Genomic DNA, 20696 nt, shown 5'->3' with positions numbered 1-20696 from the left:
AAAACGCCGGTTGCAGCACCAATCCGCTGCCGCCTAAACTGAAACAGAAATCGAACCAGAGCCTCCGTTACCAAAACGCATCCGCTTGCCGGAAAACTCTGACGACGGACAGGGTTTGACGATTTGCAATATTGTCAGTGTTTTTCGACGGTTTTGCACCATCTTGCCGAGTTTCTGATCACCCGGTCGCGCAGCTGACACATTTGCTGGCGGCCAGATCCAGAGACAATCGTCCATCGGGAATACGGTCGCCACAATCCTCGCAATACCCGTACTCCCCCTCGTCCAGCCGCATAAGCGCGGCCTGAAGGCGGCGGGTTTCAACATTGCGATTCACCTGTTGCGCCTTTGCCATCGCCTGGTTTTGCAGCGCATCCATGCGGCTGAGCCGACCAACCGCCTGCTGATCCAGCTCAACAACGGCCTGAGCCTGTTGGCCTGATGCGGACAATTGATTCAGTTCGGCCAGACGCTCGCGAATTCGTGTTTCAAAATATGCGCGTTCAGACTCATTCATTTTCGTTGTATCGCGGATCACGGGTTTGCGTTTGGCCTTTTTGCCACTAAATGGCATTCTAGGCGCAGCAAAGGATCAAAAGCTATGTTTGAAAAACGCAGCCCTGTGACACCGGTCGATCCGGTCTGGAACCGTATCACATCCGAGGCCCAAGCAGCCGTCGAGACGGAGCCGCTTATGGGCGGGCTTGTACACGCCTGTATTCTGCATCACCGCAGCCTTGAGCGTGCACTGTCCTATCGGATCGCGGCCAAGCTGTGTTCGAACGAAATGTCGATGATGGTTCTGCGTGAGATCGTGGACGAGGCCTATGCAAACGATCCCGGATTGCTGGAAGCCGCCCGCGCCGATCTGATGGCGGTTTATGAGCGTGATCCGGCCTGCCATCGGTTGTTGCAGCCGATCCTGTATTTCAAGGGCTATCAGGCCATGCAGGCCTATCGCGTGGCGCACTGGCTGTGGCGCAAGGGGCGTTTTGATCTGGCCTATTTCTTCCAGATGCGATCGTCGGAGATATTCGGCATCGATATTCACCCGGCCGCGAGGATCGGCAAGGGGATCATGATCGACCACGCCCATTCCATCGTCATCGGTGAAACCGCCGTGGTCGGAGACAACGTGTCGATGCTGCATTCAGTGACGCTGGGCGGAACCGGCAAGGAGGAGGAAGACCGCCATCCCAAAATCGGAGATGGTGTTCTGATCGGGGCCGGGGCAAAGGTTCTGGGTAACATCAAGGTCGGCCATTGCAGCCGTATCGCCGCCGGTTCGGTGGTGTTGCAGGACGTTCCGCCGTGCAAGACCGTTGCCGGTATCCCGGCCAAGATTGTGGGCGAGGCCGGATGCGATCAGCCGTCGATCTCGATGGATCACATGCTGGGCAAAGATCAGTAGGTTGATTTGAACTAACAAAAAAGGCCGCCTCGATATTCGAGGCGGCCTTTTTTTGCGAGGTCGGTATGGCTTACGCCAGCATGACCATCGGGTTTTCCAGATTGTCGACAATGGCCTTGAGCAGCTCGGCCCCCAGCGCGCCGTCGATGACCCGGTGATCAACGGACATGGTGACAGACATCACCGTTGCCACGGTCAGTTCGCCATCATCCCCGACAACCGGTTTCTTGACGCCGGTGCCGACGGCCAGAATACCGGCATGGGGCGGGTTCACGATGGCGTCGAAATTGTCGATGCCGAACATGCCCAGGTTCGAGATGGCAAAGGTGCCGCCCTGATATTCATGCGGAGCCAGCTTGCGTTCGCGTGCGCGGGCGGCAAGGTCTTTCATCTCGGTCGAAAGGGCTGACAGGGATTTCATGTCAGCGTCTTGCAGGACCGGCGTGAACAACCCGCCTTCGATTGCGACAGCAACAGCCACATCTGACGGTTTCAGTTGCAGTACCCGGTCACCTGCCCAGACGGCATTACAGGCCGGAACCTGCTGTAACGCGTTGGCGACAGCCTTGATGATGAAGTCATTGACGCTAAGCTTGACGCCGCGGCCTTCCAACTGCTTGTTCAACTGACCACGGAATTTCAGCAGCGCATCAAGCTTGATATCGCGGCGCAGGTAGAAATGCGGAATGGTCTGTTTGGCCTCGCCCAGACGTGCGGCGATGGTTTTGCGCATACCGTCGAGCTTGATTTCCTCGTACGGGCGGCCTTCGTACATCCGCGCGACCATATCCGCCGATGGACCAGACGGAGCTGCTGGGGCAGCTGCGGGCGCGGCGGCGGCGGGAGCAGTGGCAGGAGCTGCTGCCGGAGCGGTGGCAGTTGCGCCTTCAACATCAACCTTGACGATGCGACCATGCGGGCCGGAACCGGCAATCTGCGTCAGGTCGAGACCTTTTTGCGCAGCAATCCGGCGGGCCAGAGGCGAGGCAAAAATCCGACCACCATCAGCCTTGGCCGGAGCGGCCGGGGCAGGGGCGGCCGCCTCGGGTGCCGCTGGCGCGGTGGCCTCGTTGCCCGCGACGGCTGCGGAGGAAGCCGCCGTGGCTGCAGCCGGAGCCGTGCCAATGTCATCGGCGCTTTCGCCATTTTCCAGCAGAACCGCGATGGCGGTGTTGACCTTGACCCCTTCGGTGCCCTCGGGGATCAGGATCTTGCCGATGGTGCCTTCGTCAACGGCCTCGAACTCCATCGTGGCCTTGTCGGTTTCGATCTCGGCCAGCAGGTCACCGGAGGAGACGGTATCGCCTTCCTTGACCAGCCATTTGGCGAGCGTGCCTTCCTCCATCGTCGGGGACAGGGCGGGCATCAGAATTTCTGTAGGCATCTGTCTGTCGCTCCTTACCGGTAGGTCACTTGTTTGACGGCGGCGATCACCTCATCGGTGGTGATCAGGGCCAGCTTTTCGAGATTGGCGGCATAGGGCATCGGAACGTCCTTGCCGGTGCAGTTGATGACCGGCGCGTCGAGGTAATCAAACGCCTCCTGCATCACGACCGAGCTGATGTAGCTACCGACAGATCCCTGCGGCCAGCCTTCTTCCACTGTCACCAGACGGTTGGTCTTCATCACCGAGTTGATGATGGCGCCAGTGTCCATCGGGCGGATGGTGCGCAGGTCGATCACTTCGGCGCTGATGCCGTCTTCGGCCAGCTTGTCGGCGGCTTCCAGCGCGTATTGCATGCCGATGCCAAAGCTGACGATGGTCACGTCCGAGCCCTCGCGCCAGATGCGGGCCTTGCCCAGCGGAATGGTCAGGTCATCCACCTGCGGCACTTCGAAAGAGCGACCGTAGAGGATTTCGTTTTCCAGGAACACAACCGGGTTGGGATCGCGGATGGCCGACTTCAGCAGACCTTTGGCATCAGCGGCCGAATAGGGCATGACGACCTTCAGACCGGGAATCTGCATGTACCACGCGGCATAGTCCTGGCTGTGCTGTGCGGCCACGCGGGCCGCGGCCCCGTTGGGCCCCCGGAACACGATGGGGCAACCCATCTGACCACCGGACATATAGAGCGTTTTAGCCGCAGAGTTGATGATCTGGTCAATCGCCTGCATGGCGAAGTTGAAGGTCATGAATTCGACAATCGGTTTCAGACCGCCGAAGGCCGAACCCACCGCGATACCGGCAAACCCGTGTTCGGTGATCGGGGTGTCGATCACGCGTTTGGAGCCAAATTCATCCAGCAGACCTTGCGAGATTTTATAGGCCCCCTGATATTCGGCGACTTCCTCGCCCATCAGATAGACGTTTTCATCGCCGCGCATTTCCTCGGCCATTGCATCGCGCAAGGCTTCGCGCACGGTTTCGGACTTCATCTCAGCATCCGCGGGCCAGTCGGGTGACAGGTCCACCGCTGGAGCCGCGGGGGCTGCTGCGGCAGGAGCCGGGGCCGCGGTTGCTGTGGGGGTGGCCTCGGGCGCCGCTGCGGCTGCGGGGGTTGCTGCGGGCAGGGCTGAGGCGTCTTCGCCTTCTTCGACCAGCACCGCGATGGGGGTGTTCACCTTGACCCCTTCGGTGCCCTCAGTGATCAGGATCTTGCCAACGATGCCTTCATCGACGGCTTCGAATTCCATTGTTGCCTTGTCGGTTTCAATCTCGGCCAGGATATCGCCCGAGGATACGGTGTCGCCTTCCTTGACCAGCCATTTGGCCAGCGTGCCCTCTTCCATCGTGGGGGAAAGGGCGGGCATGAGAATTTCGGTTGCCATGTCTTATTCGTCCTCTCAGGCGTAAATGTCAGTCCAGAGCTCTTCGACCGAAGGCTCGGGGCTTTCTTTCGAGAATTCGGCGGCCTGATTGACGATCTCCTTGATTTCCTTGTCGATCGCTTTCAGGTCATCCTCGGTCGCGTGCTTGCCGGTCAGCAGCAACTCGCGCACGTGTTCGATCGGGTCGCTTTGTTCGCGGACCTTCTGAACCTCCTCGCGGGTCCGGTACTTGGCCGGGTCGGACATCGAGTGGCCACGATAGCGGTAGGTCTTGATTTCCAGGATATAGGGGCCTTTGCCCGCGCGGCAGTGCGCGACAGCCTTTTCGCCTGCTTCCTTGACCGCCAGCACATCCATGCCGTTGACGATCTCGCCCGGAATGCCGAACGCCTCGCCGCGATGGAAGATGTCTTTGGTCGAGGTCGAACGGGACTGAGCGGTGCCCATGGCGTATTGGTTGTTCTCGATCACGAAAATCACCGGCAAGCCCCAGATGGCCGCCATGTTGAAGGTCTCATACACCTGACCTTGGTTCGCGGCACCGTCCCCGAAATAGGTGAAGGTAACGCGGCCGTTTTCCTTGTACTTGTCAGCAAAAGCCAGCCCCGCGCCCAGCGGAACCTGCGCGCCGACGATACCATGCCCGCCGTAGAAATGCTTTTCTTTCGAGAACATGTGCATCGAGCCGCCCTTGCCCTTGGACAGGCCACCGATGCGCCCGGTCAGTTCGGCCATCACGCCGCCCGGATCCATGCCACAGGCCAGCATGTGACCGTGGTCGCGATACGAGGTGATGCGCTTGTCGCCTTCCTCTGCAGCGGCCTCAAGCCCGACAACAACGGCCTCTTGTCCGATATAAAGGTGGCAGAACCCGCCGATCAGGCCCATGCCATAAAGCTGACCGGCCTTTTCCTCGAATCGGCGGATCAGCAGCATCTCGCGGTAGTATGTCTGGAGTTCTTCCGCAGAAACATTTGGTTTCTTTGTGGTTTTTCGCGCAGCCATCGTGGCGATCTCCCCCTTTCGGACAGATAGTTTAGCGTTAAACTATCTCATAAAGCATTTGAGGCTTTCTGGCGAGGGGAAATGTGACGCAGCGTTCGGCACGGCGCATCCTGGCCGAAACGCCGGGCCTGAGTTGCCTTTTCTGAAAAGGGTCGTTGATCAGCGGATCACAATTTCGTCCGACCGGATCATGCCCAGAACCGAGCGCGCCTGCTGATCCAGCAGGTCCAGATCCAGATAGGTGTCGGACAGACGCCGTGTCAGGTTTTCCATCTCGGCGATTTCGACATTCAGTTTTTCCAGACTGCGTGACAGAGCGTCCCGTTCCGCCGCAATTTCGACCCGCCGGAACAGGCCGTAATCCCCCTGAACGGCGGCGAAGGTGAAATACACACCCAGCATGAAAGCCACCGAGAAGAAGAGAACTGCACCCAAACCGGGCCGATGGGAACGGGACACTCTGTTTACCGCCGTATGAAAACTTGCCTCAATAACGGGCTCTTTCCGAGCCTCTGATCGCACTATGTCACAGGCGATTCGGGTTGTGAATCCCCTGATTCGGTTTTTTCATCAGTATTTCGTGTGCGTCCCGGTTAAAGCTCAGCGCCAGGACTGAAGCTGCTGATTTCTTGCAAGCGTCTGCTCTTTCATACAGGTCCAGTAGAACATGGGCGCAGCGCTGCCGCTGCCGGACAGTTCCTTGTCGCAAGTGGCGTCCCGTGTCTTTAGCCACGCACGTTGTTCCGCCAGAAGGGCATCGCCGTTGCCACGCGCATCAGCGACCGGCTTGATCTGTTTCCATAACCGGTTGAGGTTGCGGTCAACGGCTTCCCATTGTTCTTTCGCACAGAAATTTGCGTCAAGCTGTGTCTGGCCACCGCAGCTGGATTGTGCCGTTGCAGGCCACGGCATCGCGAGAAGGACGAGCAGGTATAATGACCTCATGGTATTATCCCCCATTCAAATAGGGGATAATACCATGAACCCTGACAAGCGGCCAAATGCGGTGAGTGTCGCTTAGTGTTCCAGCGCAGCGACACCCGGCAGGGTTTTGCCTTCCATCCATTCAAGGAACGCACCACCTGCGGTCGAGATATAGGTGAAGTCCTTGGCCGCACCCGACGCGTTCAGCGCCGCAACCGTGTCACCGCCACCCGCGACCGAAATCAGCTGACCCGAACGGCTGAGGGCTGCGGCTTTCAGGGCCGCGGCATTGGTGGCCGCGTCGAACGGCTCCAGCTCGAACGCACCCAGCGGGCCGTTCCAGATCAGGGTTTGGCTTTTGTCGAAAATCGCGGTAATCGCTGCGACGCTTTCGGGGCCCGCGTCCAGGATCATGCCATCCGCAGGGCATTGATCGGCGGGCAGAACCTTGTGGGGTGCGTTGGCCTCGAATTTTTCAGCCACCACAACATCAAGCGGCAGGACGATCTGGCAGCCCGAGCTTTCGGCCTTGGCCAGAATTTCGGCGGCGGTGTCCTTCATTGCGGTTTCAGCCAGAGATTTGCCAACGCTGATGCCTTGGGCGACAAGGAATGTGTTCGCCATGCCGCCACCAATCACCAGATAATCGACCTTGTCGATCAGATTGCCCAGCAGTTCCAACTTGGTCGAGACCTTGGCGCCGCCAACAACCGCCGTTACCGGGCGCTTGGGCGCACCCAGCGCGCTTTCCAGCGCCTGCAACTCGGCCTGCATCAGACGGCCCGCACAGGCCGGCAGCAGACGGGCGATAGCCTCGGTCGAGCTGTGGGCGCGGTGCGCGGCTGAAAACGCATCGTTGCAATAGACATCGCCCAGCTTGGCCATCCCAGCGGCCAGATCGGCGTCATTCTTGGTTTCGGCTGCGTGAAAGCGCGTGTTTTCGAGCAACAGGACCTGGCCGGGCTGCAAGGCACTGGCGGCCAGTTCCGCCTCGGCCCCGACGCAATCGGCAGCAAACAGAACCTTTGCGCCAAAAGCGCTTTCCAAAGTCGGGACCAGTTGTTTCAGTGACAGGCTTTCACGCCGTTCGCCACCGGGACGGCCAAAATGGGCCAGAAGGATCGGTTTGCCGCCAGCGGCCAGAATATCGCGTACCGAAGGGACGATCCTTTGGATACGGGTGGCGTCGGTCACAACACCGTCAACCACGGGCACGTTGATATCCACACGCACCAGCACGCGTTTGCCGTTCAGGTCCATATCGTCCAGTGTTTTCCAGCCCATTGTGCGATCCTTGTCATTGGCAACCGATTTAGGCGGTTCTTTTCCTGCATTTTGCCCTCAGGTCAATGCGTCACTTGGCATTCGCACGCGTGCGTCATAGGTATTTGCGCAAGATAAACGACAGGAGGGCCTCATGGCCGAGATCAAAGACCCCGAAAACACAATCATCATCGAGCTGAAAGGCGGCAATGTCGTCATCGAGCTGCTGCCGGATGTAGCGCCTCTGCACAGTGCGCGGATGAAGGAACTGGCCCGTGGCGGTGAATATGACAACGTGGCGTTTCACCGTGTGATCGACGGTTTCATGGCGCAAACCGGCGACGTGCAGCATGGCGATATGGAAGACGGGTTCAACCTGCGCATGGCGGGCACCGGCGGTTCGTCGCTGCCGAATGTTCCGGCAGAATTTTCCAAGCTGCCCCATGATCGCGGCACGCTGGGCGCGGCGCGCTCTCAGAACCCGGATTCGGCCAACTCGCAGTTCTTCATCAACTTCAAGGACAATCACTTCCTGAACGGTCAGTACACGGTCTATGGCCGGGTCATCGACGGGATGGAGCATGTGGACGCCATCGTACGCGGTGAGCCGCCTGCGAGCCCGGACCGCATGATCAGCGTCAAGGTGGCAGCAGATGCATAAACTGGCTGCGGCTTTTGCCTTGCTGGCAAGCCCGGCGCTGGCCAGCGGTTTGCAGATCGAGGTCGAAGGGGAAGGGGCCAATGGCACAATCTCGATCGACCTGTTCGAAGATGTCGCGCCCCAGCATGTGGAACAGATCACCGCTCTGGCTGCTGAAGGTCAGTACGATGGCGTCGTGTTTCACCGCGTGATCGATGGCTTCATGGCGCAGACCGGCGACGTGCAATACGGCAACTCGGGCGCGGACGGATTCGACATGCGTTATGCCGGGCGCGGCGGGTCTGATCGCGCGGACCTGCCGGCCGAGTTCTCGGACGTGAGTTTTGACAGGGGTGTGGTCGGCATGGCCCGGTCCAGCGATCCGGATTCGGCCAACTCGCAGTTCTTCATCATGTTCGCCCCCGGCCCGTTTCTGGACGGCCAGTATACCGTGGTTGGTCAGGTGACCGACGGTATGGATGTAGTCGACGCGATCAAGCGGGGCGAAGGTCAGAATGGTGCGATCATCGGTGCACCGGATATGATGAAAAAAGTCACCGTTACCGAATAAGATGATTTAGCCCGGCTCAAGCGCCGGGCTTTTTCTTTGGCCTATTGGTCGATGAAATCACGGATGGCACGGGTATAGTCAACTGGATCCTGAAAAGATGCGAAGTGACTGACATCTTCCAGAACAAGCAATTTGGCTTCGGGGATCACGTCAGCAATTGCTTGTGAATGCGCCATCAGAATGGCCTCGTCATGTGCGCTTTGAACCACGAGTGTCGGGACGGTGATCGATGACAGCGCCCCGAGCCCACCGGGTTTTTCGGTGACTCACATGGCGGCAACCCCACCGAGAAATGCCTCGAACCCGTCAGGAGTGGGGGACATGGCCGCATAATCTTGGGCCATCATGCCCACGTAAGTGCCAAACACCTCGTTGGTTTCCACCGAAGGATCGATCCCGTCCAGCGTGACATTGCCTGCATGGGCAAAGTGACTGGCCAGCCGATCCGGGTTGGTGGTCGAGATTGAATACCCGATATTTGCCCCATCGGACCAGCCGACCAGATGCACCTGATCGACCCCCAGGTGATCCAGAAGCGCCAGATAATCCTGCGACAACAACGCGTAAGAATAAGGGCTGCCATCGTTTGTGGATCGTCCATGCCCGCGCGTATCCGCCACAATCACCCTGTGGTCCTGCGACAGGTCGGCAACCTGCGCAGCCCAGACATCGGCATGGGCAAGCCCGCCGTGGATCATCAGAACCGGGGTGCCGCCCGCATCGCCATACGTGGCGTAATACATGTCGATGCCGTTGATCTCTGCCGTGCCCGCTTCGGTGGCGGCGGGCATCTGGGGGGCTTGCGGGATGCTCAGCCATTTGTCTTCGGCCCAGCCTGCCGTCGCAGCGCAGCTTAGGAAAAGTGCTATGGAAAATGTCTTCATTGTATCCTCCCGTTGAATTAAAGGCTGTGACCAAGCCAGGTTGGGCGGAAGGATACCGTGTTTTTCAGAAAACGGGATAACTACCTTTCCCGCGCGGATCAGTCATCCGAGGACATTGCTTTCCATATCAAAGCGCCGATTGCGCCGCCAGTCAGGGGGGCCACCCAAAACAGCCAAAGCTGAGCCAGAGCTGGGCCGTCGGCAAACAGGGCAACGCCGGTTGAGCGCGCCGGGTTGACGGAGGTATTCGTCACCGGAATTGAGATCAGGTGGATCAGGGTCAGCGCCAGACCGATGGCAATCGGAGCGAACCCGGCGGGTGCCTTTTCCGACGTCGCGCCCAGAATGATCAGAATGAAGAAAGCCGTCATCACGACTTCGATGATCAAAGCCGACATCAACGAATATCCCTGCGGCGAGGCCTCACCATACCCGTTTGACGCGAACCCTCCGACACCTGCGAAATCGGGTGCCCCGCTGACGATCAGGTACAGAACCACTGCGGCAGCGATTGCGCCAACGACCTGTGCGACCCAGTAGGGCAGAAGGTCTTTGGCCGGAAACCGTCCGCCAATCATCAGACCCAAACTGACGGCCGGGTTGAAATGCCCGCCCGAGATTGGGCCAACCGTGTAAGCCATCGTCAAAACGGTAAGGCCAAAGGCAAAGGAAACACCAAGCCAACCGATGCCGACATCTGCGACACCAGCCGCCAGAACGGCACTGCCGCACCCCCCCAGAACCAACCAGAACGTGCCGAAGAACTCGGCAAGTAGTTTCGATGACATAGAAAATCCTCCGCCCAATAATGAGGTTAACCGTAATTCAAGAATTAGCTTATGTTAAATTGTTGCGAACGGGGAATTTTTTTTCGACGCTACCTCAATCGGGTCAGAACTGACCCCTGTGCCATTGAGCGGGATCAAGATGAAAAAGCTTTGACAGCTGTTCATAGATTGCCGGGTCAGAGGATTTCAGCGCATGTGGTCGTTCAAAGAACACCTCGACCGAAACGGCAAAGAATTCTTCGTGCCCTTCCGCGCCGTAGGGATCGATCACTGTGGGTTTCCCGGTTTCCACGGCGTGAACATGTGTCTTGTAACCGTTCAGAAAGGCGGTTTCCCACTCGCCAAAGCTTTGGTCATTGCTGAGCACGGGAACACCATTGGTTGCGCCCGAGAGGTCATCAAGCTGGTGCGCGAACTCGTGAAAGACGACGTTCCGACCATCGTGATCATTCAGGGCACCGCGCTGGCTATGGGCCCAGGACAGGATCACGGGGCCGCGGTTCCAGCTTTCCCCGCTGCGGATGATTTCCTGTTCGGTGACGACATAGCCACTGTGGCGGCGCTGTTTTGATTTGAAGGCACCGGGGTAAACCAGAATGGTCGTCAGGTTGTCATACCACTGGTCTGTATTCACCACGAGCAGACAGGCTTGCGCGGCAATCGACACCTGCATATCTTCGGTGACGTCCAGCCCGTCGCAGCCGACGAAATCGACCTGATCAAGAAACAGGTTGATCTTTCCTTCCAGCGCCCCGCGCAAGTCTTTGGGCAGCTTCTGGATAATCGGCACCTGAGCGTTCACAATATCGCGCTGGTGCTGGGACAGCGACTTGGCCAGCAAGGTCAGGCGGGTTTGTCGTTTCGACCAGAAGTGAAAGGCCGCAGCGCCAGCGATCAGCGCGACAACCGTCAGAAAAAGCAACATGGATCGACTGTAGCGCGATCAGAAAGGGACGAAAACGGGAATCCCGGATCATCCGGACACTCAAAAGAAATGACGCCACGGGTTTCCCCACGGCGCCCTGACATGAAGTGCAGTCTGCTTACTGTTTGACTTCTGCCGCCGGGTTCGATCCGGCTTTGGCGCTGCGGCCGGGGTTCAGGGGATCGTCCTGACGCTGAACCGAGCCTTCGAAATGCGCGCCGCTTTCAATGGCGATGGTCTTGTGGATGATGTCGCCTTCGACACGGGCGGTCGAGGTCAGGCGAACCTTGAGGCCACGTACGCGGCCAACGATACGACCGTTGATCACAACGTCATCTGCGGTGACTTCGCCCTTGATCGTTGCCGATTCACCAATGGTCAGCAAATGGGCGCGGATGTCGCCTTCGACAGTGCCTTCCACCTGAATGTCACCGCTGGTCTTGATGTTGCCGGTGATGTGCAGATCCGAGGACAGAACCGAGGCCGGCGGCTTGGGTTTGGGTGCCATTGCAGGTTTCGCGTCAGCCGGAGCAGGAGCCGCTGGGGTCGCCGGAGCGGCAGGTTTGGCCGCCTCAGGTGCTTTGGGTGCGGGCTCGTTGATTTTGCTTTTAGAAAACATTTTTCGCAGCCTTGATGTAAGTCATTGGGTTTACGGGATTTCCGTTCACGCGCACCTCGTAGTGCAGATGCGTGCCGGTGGACCGTCCGGTGTTACCCATATCAGCAATATGATCCCCGCGCGAGACCCTTTGGCCGACCTTTACGTTGATCTTGGTGTTATGAGCATAAAGTGTCTCAATTCCGAACGCGTGCTTGATTTTCACAAGGCGTCCGAAGCCTGATTGCCAACCGGCATGCGTGACCACGCCATCAGCGGTCGCAAAGATATCGGTGCCCGTTGCTGCGGCAAAATCCGTGCCGTTGTGCATCCGGCTACCGCCGGTTTTTGGGTCGCGGCGGCGACCATATCCGCTGGTAAAGCGAAACGCGCTTTTGACCGGGCTGGCGAAGGGGGCCTTTTCCGCTGCAATTCGGTACAGGTTCAGCTGATCCATCTGGCGCAGCAACGTGTTCGCGCGCACTTCTTCGGGCGAAAGCTCTTCTTCTTCGCCGCGTGTGCTAAGGGATAAAGGGGTCAGCGGACCGCCCATACCGCTATATCCGCGCCGGACCTCTTCGATGATGCGATCTGTCGGCATTCCGGCCTCTCGGAACATCTTGTCCAGAGGTTCGACCGAAATGACCATCGCCTCTTCCAGCTGGCGGAAAATCTCGTCGCTGCGTTCCTGCATCAGACGGATTTCCAGTTCCAGATCGTCCCGCTGTTCCAGCGCGTTCAGGGCGTTGGTGGCGATCAGGTCGCGCTCTTTGGCGGTCCGCGCCAAAGCGTCGGTCATAAAGGCCATCTGTACCGGGGCGCTGGAAACCGCGGCATACATATCGGAGCCGCTGGTGTCCTGTTTCAATTGGGCCAGCTCTGAGCGCGCCTCTTCGCGCTGTTTCATCGTGGTGCGCAATGTCGTCTGAATGACATCGATACCTGTCTCAAGCTCGCGGCGACGGTTTTCCGAGGCCAGCAGTTCCGACTGCATCGCGGAAATCTGGTCCAGCGCGGCATTGAACCGGTCCTGAGCTGCCAGCGCCTCATGCGCACGGGCATCGCGTTCTGCCGACAAAGTGTTCAGGCGTTCCTGATAGATGGCCTGATCGCGCTTTGCCTGTTCCCGGAAATTCCCGGCCCCGATGCTGTCCATAAGCAGTATGGCTGTTGCAACCGCTGTCCACCCGACCATGACGGCAACGCCGGCCACTGCGACGACCTGAGTTTCCGAACTGAGCCGGATAAATTTTGTGTCTGTGTCGGATTTCAGAAAGACCCGGCGTTCCGGGAAATGTCTCTCAAGCAGTGAGTGCAGTTTTATTGCCAGACGTGTTCGCACGCGTCCCACCTTTCATCCCCAAGATCGGAACCGGTCGTGAGTGCCTGCCGTCCCTTGGGCCGATTGCATAAAGCGGCAGCGGCGTTCGGGCAAGTTTGTTGACCAATCAGGTGCAAATGGCGCTGAAATCCCGCAAAGATCGGCGAGATTTTGCCGAAAATAACGCAAAAGTGTCAGTTCGAGAGGTCTCCGGGCGCAGGCAGGTCTTCGGTCAGGGGCCAGTAGAAATCGGGTGGCAACCCGGCCTCGGCCCGTTTTTCTTCGTTGAAGGGGGGCTTGAGAACACCGTGGAAGTACCGCCGGACCAGCGCGTGAAACACATCCTTTGGGTCGGCGTTTTCCCGGCCACACAGGAAGTGGAACCATTTTGAGCCGTAAGCGACGTGGCCGACCTCTTCAGCATAGATCACTTCGAGCGCGGCGATGGCCTGTTCGGCCTTGGCCTTGCGGAATATCTCGATCATGCCGGGCGTCACGTCCAGCCCGCGCGCCTCAAGCACCATGGGTACAACGGCCAGCCGCCCCATCAGATCTTCGGCAGTATCCTCGGCAGCGCGCCACATGCCAGCATGGGCGGGCAGGGCGCCGTAGTGGCTGCCCATCTGTTCCAGACAATCGCAAACCATCTCGAAATGGCGCGATTCCTCTTCGGCGCATTTCACCCAGTCATCGTAGAACCCGATGGGCATGGGTACATGGCCAAAACGCGCGATGATGTCCCAGTGCAGATCGACGGCGTTCAGCTCGATATGGGCAACCGCGTGCAGCAGGGCAATGCGCCCGGCTTCGGTACCCGGTTTCCGTCTGGGTACCTCACGCGGGGACAACAGCTCGGGCTTGTCCGGGCGCGCGGGGGATAGGGGCGGTGATGCGGTGCCGATCTCGATCGGCTCACCCTCGGCCGTGCGGGAGGTAAACCACGCGGCGGCATGGGCTTTGGACAGGGCGGTTTTGGCCCGCCCGTCCGCTGTTGTCAGAACCTCTGTCGCCATCTGTGTCAGTGTTTTGGGCACCGGGTTGCTCCGCCTTTGGCATGTCAGCGCGGGTGATAGACCGGATGGCGCGGCAGGTCGAGGGGGGCTTAGAGCGCCTTCACCGCTTCCAGCACCTCATCCACATGGTCGGGCACCTTGACCTTGCGCCAGACCTTGGCAATGCGTCCCTCGCTATCAATGACAAAGGTCGATCGCTCGATCCCCATCGATTTCCGGCCATACATGTTCTTTTCAACCCATACGCCATAGTCCTCGCAGACGGTCGAGCCTTCGTCCGACAAGAGCGGAGTGGTCAGCCCGTGTTTGGCGACAAACTTGTCATGCTTGGCGACGCTGTCCCGCGAAATGCCGAAAACGTGAGCCCCTGCCTCGGTAAACGCCTGAAGCTGCTCTGAGAAACCGATGGATTCCTTGGTGCAGCCCGGCGTATCATCACGGGGATAGAAGAACAAAACCACGGTGCCACCGCGCAACGCCGAAAGCGTCACCTCGCCACCGCCGTCGCGCGGCAAAGTGAAGTCGGGGGCGATGTCTGAAACGTCGGGCATTGGAAACTCCGCTAAAGGTTTTTAAAGGCTGCCCTTCATCATAGGGCAACGCGTGCGGGTTGGAAGGCGTGGATAGCAAATTGAAGCAGCACGAAGACGACGAAGCAAAACCGGGCAAGCCCGTGCGCCGTCGGTCGCGCCGCCGCACCGCTGGTCTGTGGGCTATGCGTGGGGCCATCGTGCTGGTGCTTCTGGCGATGTTTACCGGTTTCATGGTCGTGGGACAGAGAATGCACGCGCCGGTCTGGCTGCGCGATAGGGTCGAAGCACGGCTGGAACGGGCGCTGGGCGGGCTGCAAATCCGGTTTGGAGACGTCAGTTTCATCATCCACGAAGGCTGGCGCCCCCGTCTTCGGCTGACCGATGTTGCCATCAGTGACGCGGCGGGCCATCAGATTGCGCAGGTATCCGATATGCGCGCCAGCCTGGCCATGCGCCCCTTGCTGCGCGGTCAGGTCCGGCCCAAGCGCATCATTCTGAGTGGCGCGCAGATCGCCATGACCCGCGATCAGGACGGGGCGCTGACCCTGACCGTGGGATCGGGCAGCGCGCCGGTTCAGGAAGCGCCGGACCTTGCACAGCTGATCGAGACCTCGGACGAGGTCTTTCAATCTCCGATCCTGTCGGCGCTGACCTCGGTCGAACTTGATGCGATTACGCTGGATTACCGCGACCTGCGGCAGGGGCGGTCGTGGGTTCTGGACGGTGGGCATATTCAGGCGAACCGCAGTGATAACGAAGTGCGGCTTGCAACCGGGTTTTCGGTTCTGTCGGGGCGTGACTATGTCAGCAGTATCGAGGCCAACTATACCAGCGTACTGGGCACGCCTGCCGCCAGCTTTGGCATCTCGGTCACCGATCTTCCGGCCGAGGATATAGCAGGCCAAAGCCCGGCCCTTGCCTGGTTGCAGGTTCTGCGCGCACCGATTTCAGGGGCTTTGCGGGGCAGTGTCGATGAAAACGGGGCAACAGGAACCGTGTTCGCAACCCTCAATCTGGGGGCCGGGGCGGTGCAGCCCAACCCGGAAACACGCCCTGTCCCGTTCGAATCTGCCCGTACATATTTCACCTATGACCCGAACGCCCAGATGCTGGACTTCAATGAGGTGTCGGTGGTGTCGGCCTGGGGCACAGTTCAGGCCGATGGAAAGGCGTTTCTGCAAGGGGCTGAAGATGGTGTGCTGGACAGTCTGGAGACACAGTTGCGCTTGTCCGGGATCAATGTGAACCCGGCGAACCTGTTCCCGGAGCCGATTCAGCTGTCGCGCGCCAGCCTGGATTTCAAGATGGCGTTCAACCCGTTCCAGTTGCGCCTTGGCCAGATGACCATCGAGGATCCGGGCCACACCGTGCGCGCCTTTGGTGTTTTGCACGGACGTGCAGATGGCTGGGCTGTGGCGCTGGATGCCCATCTGGATCAGATGAGCTCGGACAATGTTCTGAGCTACTGGCCGGAGCGTCTGGCACCCAAGCCACGGGAATGGGTGACGGAAAACCTCTATCAGGGGGTTTTGTCGGACATGGATTTTGCCCTGCGTCTGGAACCCGGTTCCAAACCGGATCTGTATCTTGATTTTGGGTTCGAGCAGGCCAAAGTTCGCTTTGCCAAGACGCTGCCGCCGATCGAAGATGCACAGGGTCAGGCCAGTCTGATCGACAGCCGGTTTACGGTCACCGCGCAGCAGGGGCTGGTGTTCGCCGATGACGGGGGGAGTGTGGATGCCGCGGGGACGTCCTTCATCATACCTGACACGGATATCAAGAAATCCGCACCCGGCATCGCCCGTATTCAGGCAAAGGGCAGCGTGACTTCTGCGTTGTCGCTGCTGGACCGGCCGCCGCTGGAATTGCTGAGCAAGGCCGGTTTGCCCGTTGACGTTGCCAAAGGCACGGTTGCGTTGACCGGAACGCTGTCCTTGCCGTTGATAAAAGAGCTGAAGTTTCAGGATACCGAATTTCACTTCAACGGAACGCTGGCCAATCTTTCCAGTGACCGTCTGGTGCCGGGATTTTCCATAAGTGCCCCGATGCTGAATATTTCCGGCAATCAGTCGGGTGTTCAGATTCAGGGACTGGGTCAGTTCGGCGATGTTCCGCTTGAGGCGCTTTGGCAGCAGCCCATTGACGGCGAAACCGAACAGCGCAGCACCTTCACCGGCCAGATCGAATTGTCCCCGCGTCTGATGGATGAGATCAAGGCTGGCCTGCCGCCGGGGATGCTGACGGGCAAAGGGGTTGCTGATATTACGCTGGGTCTGGGCGCTGGGGCGCCTCCGAAACTGTCTGTTGTTTCGGACCTTCAGGGCGTGGCGCTAGCCATCCCTGAACTCGGTTGGCGCAAAGAGGTAAACACCACAGGATCACTGACTGCGGACGCGACGTTGGGCGCGCAGCTGAAAGTGGACGACCTGCGGATCAATGCAGCGGGACTGCGCACAACCGCATCCATTTCCTTTCACGAAAACGGTGAATATGACCGTGTCCAGTTCAGCTCGTTCGATCTGGGGGACTGGCTTGCGGTTCCGGCGGAACTGATCGGGCGGGGAGCCGCTGTCCCGGATATCCGCGTCCTTGGCGGTGTGCTGAACATGGGGTCTGCAAACTTCGGCGAAAGCGGCGGATCGGGCGGCGGCGGTGCCCCGGGGCCGAAACTGGACGTGGCACTGGACCGTCTTCAGGTTACCGAAACTGTTGCACTGACAGGTTTCCGGGGGGCGTTCCAGACAACCGGCGGCGTAAATGGCACCTTCACAGCGCGGGTGAACGGCGGTGCGGCTGTTGCCGGTCAAGTGACCCCACGGGGAAATCGAAGCGCCGTTGACCTGACGTCGAAAGACGCGGGGGCCGTTTTGCGATCGGCCGGCGTTCTGACACAGGCGCGTGGCGGTGATCTGGACCTCAAGCTTGAACCGGTGGCTGAGCCCGGCAGTTACGACGTCATCCTGAAAATCGTTAATACCCGGATCACCGATGCCCCGGCCATGGCCGCGATCCTGAACGCGATCAGCCTTGTTGGCCTGCTGGACGAGATGGCCGGGCAGGGGATCTTCTTTTCGGCGATTGACAGCCGCATGAGGATATCGCTCACCGACATCAAAGTGCTGAGTGGCAGCGCTGTTGGCCCGTCAATGGGGCTTTCGTTTGATGGAACAATCGACACCGTGAACAGCCTGCTGAACCTGCGGGGGGCGATTTCACCGATTTACCTTCTCAATGCCGTTGGCAGCGTGTTTACCCGCAAGGGCGAAGGTGTCATCGGATTCAATTACACGCTGACCGGGCCGATATCCTCGCCCAAAGTCGCGGTGAACCCTCTGTCCGGTCTGGCGCCCTTGTTTTTGCGTGATCTGTTGCGTCAGCCTGCGCCAAAGGTCTCGGACGGCCCCAATGCTGCGCCGGTGGAACCTGACGAGCCGAAACCGACATTTGGCTCTCCTCCCAGTGACCGCTGACGGGATATGGCCGAATCTTTTGTGGGGTTGTAAGGCGCGGTCATGAAGCTCAGCGATTTTGATTTCGACCTGCCCGACGACCTGATTGCCACGCGGCCTGCCAGCCCGCGATCCTCTGCGCGCCTGCTTGTGGCGCAGGGGGGTGCCACAGTGGACAGCCACGTGTTCGACCTGCCCGATTTCCTGCGGCCGGGCGACCGGCTGGTGCTGAACGACACGCGCGTTATCCCGGCGCGCCTGAACGGGCGGCGCCACAGAGACAGCGCGCAAGGCCCGGTTTCCGCCGGGGTCGAGGCCACTCTGCTGGACCCGCAGGCCGATGGCACCTGGTCTGCGCTGATCAAGCCATTGAAGAAAGTGAAGCCGGGGGAAGAGATCGTGTTTTCGGCCGATCTGAGCGCGACGCTGGATCGGGTGGAAGACGGGCAGGCCTACTTGCGCTTCAATCTCAGTGGTCAGGATTTCGACAAGGCGCTGGATCAGGCCGGTGCGATGCCGCTGCCGCCCTATATCGCCGCCAAACGTCCGGCGGACGAGCAGGACAAGACGGATTATCAGACCATCTGGGCCCGCAGGTCCGGTGCGGTGGCAGCCCCGACCGCCTCGTTGCATTTTGACGATGCCCTGATGCAGGCTTTGTCGAAACGGGGTGTCGCCGTCACACATGTGACCCTGCATGTTGGCGCCGGAACCTTCCTGCCGGTCAAGGTCGAGGATGTGACAACCCACAAGATGCACGCCGAATGGGGGCAGGTTGGCGCCGAGGCTGTTGCCGAGATACAGGCGACAAAAGTTGCGGGCGGGCGTGTCATCCCGGTGGGCACCACCGCCTTGCGCCTGATCGAAAGTGCTGCGCGTTCGGGCACGATCGAACCGTGGGAAGGTGACACCGATATCTTCATCTATCCCGGTTTCCGGTTTCACGTGACCGATGCGCTGATGACAAATTTTCATCTGCCGAAATCCACGTTGTTGATGCTGGTTTCGGCGTTGATGGGTCAGGACCGGATGCGCGAGGTTTACGCCCATGCCATCGCGCAGAAATACCGTTTCTTTTCTTATGGCGATGCGTCGCTTTTGATCCCCGGATAGGCGCGCATACGGCATCACCGACAGGGAATGTCGTAGACAAGCGCGATGGAAGCGGTCTTTGATCGCAGAACAAAACTCAAACCAGCTTGGCACCTATCGGAGGCCCAAATGATTCAGGTTCTGTCCAGCGCATGGGCATTGTTGCTCGGCATGGGGTTGCTGATGGTCGGAAACGGCCTTCAGGGCACGATCCTGGGTGTTCGCGGACAACTCGAGGGGTTTTCAACTCTTGAGATGTCTTTTGTAATGTCAGCATATTTTGTTGGTTTTCTGGGTGGTTCACGGCTTGCGCCCGAGATGATCCGGCGTGTTGGTCATGTGCGGGTCTTTGCGGCGCTGGCGTCTTTCATTTCTGCCGTGATGATCATGTACCCGATGCTGGCAGACCCGATCGCCTGGGTTCTGGGACGCGTAGTGATCGGGTTCTGTTTTTCGGGCGTTTACGTCACTGCGGAAAGCTGGCTCAACAACGCAGCCAATAATGAAAACCGCGGTCAGGCCCTGTCGCTTTACATGATCGTTCAGATGTTGGGTATCATCGGCGCGCAGGGCCTTTTCCTGTTGGGCGACCCTGCCGGATACGAAACTTTCGTGATCGCCTCGATCCTTGTTTCGGTATCTTTCGCACCGATTTTGCTGTCAATTTCGCCAACGCCTGCATTCGATACTACCAAGCCGATGACGTTGCGGGAATTGATGAAAAGCTCTCCGCTGGGGTGTGTCGGCATGTTCCTGCTAGGCGGCGTGTTCTCGGCGCAATTCGGGATGTCTGCGGTTTACGGGGCCCAGGCCGGTCTGTCCTTGGTTGAGATCTCGGCATTTGTGGCGGCGTTCTATGTTGGGGCAATTGTCCTGCAATACCCGCTGGGCTGGTTTTCCGACCGGATGGACAGGCGTTTCCTGATCCTGTTGGTCGCGGCAACCGGGGCAGTTGGCGCCGTCAGTGGTATGCTTTATGGCTTTTCCTTCGAAATCCTCCTGGCGTCTGCTTTTGTGATCGGCGGAATGACCAACCCTTTGTATTCATTGCTGATTGCGCACACCAACGATTTTCTGGAATACGAGGATATGGCCGCGGCATCCGGTGGTCTGATCTTCATCAACGGCCTTGGGGCAATTACCGGACCCGTTATCACAGGCTGGCTGATGGGTGACGCAGTCTTTGGCCCGCCGGGCTTTTTCCTGATCATTGCCGTGTTGCTTGTCGCATTGGCCGCCTATTCGGTTTACCGGATGACCCAGCGTGCAGCAGTTCCTGTTGATGAAACCGGCACCATGTCGACGCTTTATCCCACTGCATCGCCCGTTGCATTCGAGGTTGCACAGGAAGTTGCCATAGAGGCGGCAGAAGCAGAGTTCGAAGAAGGTGCGCGCGAAACCGCTTGAGACACGAAATTATGTCGGTTGTGTTGCAATATGTTACTGTAACAGTTCTGTAAAAGGGACTTAAATGACGTTACGTCTGGGGCGCGGGCAATTGACGGAG

General features: G+C 59.1%; 21 protein-coding genes. 6 read left to right on the top strand and 15 right to left on the bottom strand.

Annotated elements, in window-relative coordinates; all coding sequences use genetic code 11:
- Positions 1 to 178: 178 nt before the first annotated feature.
- Entirely contained in the window at positions 179 to 517 is a 339-nt protein-coding gene (locus ACR0BF_RS06610) for a TraR/DksA family transcriptional regulator (RefSeq protein WP_480624526.1), read from the bottom strand.
- An 84-nt stretch (positions 518 to 601) separates the two neighbouring features.
- Between ACR0BF_RS06610 and cysE the strand changes: the two genes are divergently transcribed.
- Positions 602 to 1411 carry a serine O-acetyltransferase gene (cysE, locus tag ACR0BF_RS06605; protein WP_480473363.1) on the top strand — a complete coding sequence of 270 codons (810 nt, stop codon included), beginning with the start codon at positions 602 to 604 and terminating at the stop codon, positions 1409 to 1411.
- Between the two features lie 70 nt (positions 1412 to 1481).
- On the opposite strand, the gene ACR0BF_RS06600 is transcribed toward cysE, so the two are convergent.
- From ACR0BF_RS06600 to ACR0BF_RS06575, 6 genes are all read right to left on the bottom strand, one after another.
- Positions 1482 to 2795, bottom strand: a complete 1314-nt coding sequence (locus tag ACR0BF_RS06600) for a pyruvate dehydrogenase complex dihydrolipoamide acetyltransferase (protein WP_480624525.1) — start codon at positions 2793 to 2795, stop codon at positions 1482 to 1484.
- Positions 2796 to 2809: 14 nt separating this feature from the next.
- On the bottom strand, positions 2810 to 4183 hold the full coding sequence (locus ACR0BF_RS06595) for a pyruvate dehydrogenase complex E1 component subunit beta (RefSeq protein ID WP_480624524.1): 1374 nt from the start codon (positions 4181 to 4183) through the stop codon (positions 2810 to 2812).
- Between the two features lie 15 nt (positions 4184 to 4198).
- Positions 4199 to 5188, bottom strand: a complete 990-nt coding sequence (pdhA, locus tag ACR0BF_RS06590; protein ID WP_209503593.1) for a pyruvate dehydrogenase (acetyl-transferring) E1 component subunit alpha — start codon at positions 5186 to 5188, stop codon at positions 4199 to 4201.
- A 159-nt stretch (positions 5189 to 5347) separates the two neighbouring features.
- Positions 5348 to 5647 (bottom strand): FtsB family cell division protein, encoded by a 300-nt coding sequence (locus ACR0BF_RS06585; RefSeq protein ID WP_209503595.1) that lies wholly within the window; start codon positions 5645 to 5647, stop codon positions 5348 to 5350.
- A gap of 141 nt (positions 5648 to 5788) precedes the next feature.
- Positions 5789 to 6133 (bottom strand): lysozyme inhibitor LprI family protein, encoded by a 345-nt coding sequence (locus ACR0BF_RS06580; RefSeq protein WP_480603266.1) that lies wholly within the window; start codon positions 6131 to 6133, stop codon positions 5789 to 5791.
- Between the two features lie 72 nt (positions 6134 to 6205).
- Positions 6206 to 7396 (bottom strand): phosphoglycerate kinase, encoded by a 1191-nt coding sequence (locus ACR0BF_RS06575; protein WP_480564285.1) that lies wholly within the window; start codon positions 7394 to 7396, stop codon positions 6206 to 6208.
- Positions 7397 to 7529: 133 nt separating this feature from the next.
- Here ACR0BF_RS06575 and ACR0BF_RS06570 point away from each other — a divergent pair, with 133 nt between their 5' ends.
- Together ACR0BF_RS06570 and ACR0BF_RS06565 are read left to right on the top strand one after the other, a co-directional pair.
- The gene (locus ACR0BF_RS06570) at positions 7530 to 8036 is read left to right on the top strand and encodes a peptidylprolyl isomerase (RefSeq protein WP_209503601.1); all 507 of its coding nucleotides are present in this window, start codon (positions 7530 to 7532) and stop codon (positions 8034 to 8036) included.
- Positions 8029 to 8586: a peptidylprolyl isomerase gene (locus tag ACR0BF_RS06565; RefSeq protein WP_480473357.1), complete on the top strand. Its 558-nt coding sequence runs from the start codon at positions 8029 to 8031 to the stop codon at positions 8584 to 8586. The genes ACR0BF_RS06570 and ACR0BF_RS06565 overlap by 8 nt, the downstream gene beginning before the upstream one ends.
- 41 nt (positions 8587 to 8627) lie before the next feature.
- On the opposite strand, the gene ACR0BF_RS06560 is transcribed toward ACR0BF_RS06565, so the two are convergent.
- From ACR0BF_RS06560 to ACR0BF_RS06525, 8 genes are all read right to left on the bottom strand, one after another.
- The gene (locus ACR0BF_RS06560; protein WP_480624523.1) at positions 8628 to 8762 is read right to left on the bottom strand and encodes an alpha/beta fold hydrolase; all 135 of its coding nucleotides are present in this window, start codon (positions 8760 to 8762) and stop codon (positions 8628 to 8630) included.
- Between the two features lie 90 nt (positions 8763 to 8852).
- Positions 8853 to 9470 (bottom strand): alpha/beta fold hydrolase, encoded by a 618-nt coding sequence (locus tag ACR0BF_RS06555; protein ID WP_480624522.1) that lies wholly within the window; start codon positions 9468 to 9470, stop codon positions 8853 to 8855.
- 98 nt (positions 9471 to 9568) lie between these two features.
- The gene (gene aqpZ, locus ACR0BF_RS06550; RefSeq protein ID WP_480624521.1) at positions 9569 to 10258 is read right to left on the bottom strand and encodes an aquaporin Z; all 690 of its coding nucleotides are present in this window, start codon (positions 10256 to 10258) and stop codon (positions 9569 to 9571) included.
- Between the two features lie 103 nt (positions 10259 to 10361).
- Entirely contained in the window at positions 10362 to 11183 is an 822-nt protein-coding gene (locus tag ACR0BF_RS06545) for a M90 family metallopeptidase (protein WP_480624520.1), read from the bottom strand.
- 118 nt (positions 11184 to 11301) lie between these two features.
- On the bottom strand, positions 11302 to 11802 hold the full coding sequence (locus tag ACR0BF_RS06540) for a bactofilin family protein (RefSeq protein WP_209596778.1): 501 nt from the start codon (positions 11800 to 11802) through the stop codon (positions 11302 to 11304).
- Positions 11792 to 13123, bottom strand: coding sequence for a DUF5930 domain-containing protein (locus tag ACR0BF_RS06535; protein WP_480624519.1), 1332 nt, complete (start codon positions 13121 to 13123; stop codon positions 11792 to 11794). Before ACR0BF_RS06535 ends, ACR0BF_RS06540 begins: the two co-directional genes overlap by 11 nt.
- Positions 13124 to 13296: 173 nt before the next feature.
- Positions 13297 to 14115, bottom strand: coding sequence for a ferritin-like domain-containing protein (locus ACR0BF_RS06530; protein ID WP_480624533.1), 819 nt, complete (start codon positions 14113 to 14115; stop codon positions 13297 to 13299).
- A gap of 89 nt (positions 14116 to 14204) precedes the next feature.
- Positions 14205 to 14666, bottom strand: a complete 462-nt coding sequence (locus ACR0BF_RS06525; protein WP_480492993.1) for a peroxiredoxin — start codon at positions 14664 to 14666, stop codon at positions 14205 to 14207.
- A 68-nt stretch (positions 14667 to 14734) separates the two neighbouring features.
- Here ACR0BF_RS06525 and ACR0BF_RS06520 point away from each other — a divergent pair, with 68 nt between their 5' ends.
- The 3 genes from ACR0BF_RS06520 to ACR0BF_RS06510 all read left to right on the top strand — a co-directional run bounded on the left by ACR0BF_RS06520 (position 14735) and on the right by ACR0BF_RS06510 (position 20596).
- Complete coding sequence (locus ACR0BF_RS06520; RefSeq protein ID WP_480624518.1) at positions 14735 to 18118, top strand: YhdP family protein; 3384 nt, start codon at positions 14735 to 14737, stop codon at positions 18116 to 18118.
- Positions 18119 to 18160: 42 nt separating this feature from the next.
- The gene (gene queA / locus ACR0BF_RS06515) at positions 18161 to 19210 is read left to right on the top strand and encodes a tRNA preQ1(34) S-adenosylmethionine ribosyltransferase-isomerase QueA (RefSeq protein ID WP_480624517.1); all 1050 of its coding nucleotides are present in this window, start codon (positions 18161 to 18163) and stop codon (positions 19208 to 19210) included.
- A 108-nt stretch (positions 19211 to 19318) separates the two neighbouring features.
- Entirely contained in the window at positions 19319 to 20596 is a 1278-nt protein-coding gene (locus ACR0BF_RS06510) for an MFS transporter (RefSeq protein ID WP_480485322.1), read from the top strand.
- Positions 20597 to 20696 lie beyond the last annotated feature (100 nt).

The organism is Ruegeria sp. AG7 (genome assembly GCF_056541545.1).
This window is presented reverse-complemented; position numbering and strand designations above follow the sequence as displayed.

Excerpts from the sequence above, each read along its gene's own strand:
- ACR0BF_RS06610 (WP_480624526.1), bottom strand. The coding sequence starts at position 517 with ATGAATGAGTCTGAACGCGCATATTTTGAAACACGAATTCGCGAGCGT.
- cysE (WP_480473363.1), top strand. The coding sequence starts at position 602 with ATGTTTGAAAAACGCAGCCCTGTGACACCGGTCGATCCGGTCTGGAAC.
- ACR0BF_RS06600 (WP_480624525.1), bottom strand. The coding sequence starts at position 2,795 with ATGCCTACAGAAATTCTGATGCCCGCCCTGTCCCCGACGATGGAGGAA.
- ACR0BF_RS06595 (WP_480624524.1), bottom strand. The coding sequence starts at position 4,183 with ATGGCAACCGAAATTCTCATGCCCGCCCTTTCCCCCACGATGGAAGAG.
- pdhA (WP_209503593.1), bottom strand. The coding sequence starts at position 5,188 with ATGGCTGCGCGAAAAACCACAAAGAAACCAAATGTTTCTGCGGAAGAA.
- ACR0BF_RS06580 (WP_480603266.1), bottom strand. The coding sequence starts at position 6,133 with ATGAGGTCATTATACCTGCTCGTCCTTCTCGCGATGCCGTGGCCTGCA.
- ACR0BF_RS06575 (WP_480564285.1), bottom strand. The coding sequence starts at position 7,396 with ATGGGCTGGAAAACACTGGACGATATGGACCTGAACGGCAAACGCGTG.
- ACR0BF_RS06570 (WP_209503601.1), top strand. The coding sequence starts at position 7,530 with ATGGCCGAGATCAAAGACCCCGAAAACACAATCATCATCGAGCTGAAA.
- ACR0BF_RS06565 (WP_480473357.1), top strand. The coding sequence starts at position 8,029 with ATGCATAAACTGGCTGCGGCTTTTGCCTTGCTGGCAAGCCCGGCGCTG.
- ACR0BF_RS06560 (WP_480624523.1), bottom strand. The coding sequence starts at position 8,762 with ATGGCGCATTCACAAGCAATTGCTGACGTGATCCCCGAAGCCAAATTG.
- ACR0BF_RS06555 (WP_480624522.1), bottom strand. The coding sequence starts at position 9,470 with ATGAAGACATTTTCCATAGCACTTTTCCTAAGCTGCGCTGCGACGGCA.
- aqpZ (WP_480624521.1), bottom strand. The coding sequence starts at position 10,258 with ATGTCATCGAAACTACTTGCCGAGTTCTTCGGCACGTTCTGGTTGGTT.
- ACR0BF_RS06545 (WP_480624520.1), bottom strand. The coding sequence starts at position 11,183 with ATGTTGCTTTTTCTGACGGTTGTCGCGCTGATCGCTGGCGCTGCGGCC.
- ACR0BF_RS06540 (WP_209596778.1), bottom strand. The coding sequence starts at position 11,802 with ATGTTTTCTAAAAGCAAAATCAACGAGCCCGCACCCAAAGCACCTGAG.
- ACR0BF_RS06530 (WP_480624533.1), bottom strand. The coding sequence starts at position 14,115 with ATGGCGACAGAGGTTCTGACAACAGCGGACGGGCGGGCCAAAACCGCC.
- ACR0BF_RS06525 (WP_480492993.1), bottom strand. The coding sequence starts at position 14,666 with ATGCCCGACGTTTCAGACATCGCCCCCGACTTCACTTTGCCGCGCGAC.
- queA (WP_480624517.1), top strand. The coding sequence starts at position 18,161 with ATGAAGCTCAGCGATTTTGATTTCGACCTGCCCGACGACCTGATTGCC.
- ACR0BF_RS06510 (WP_480485322.1), top strand. The coding sequence starts at position 19,319 with ATGATTCAGGTTCTGTCCAGCGCATGGGCATTGTTGCTCGGCATGGGG.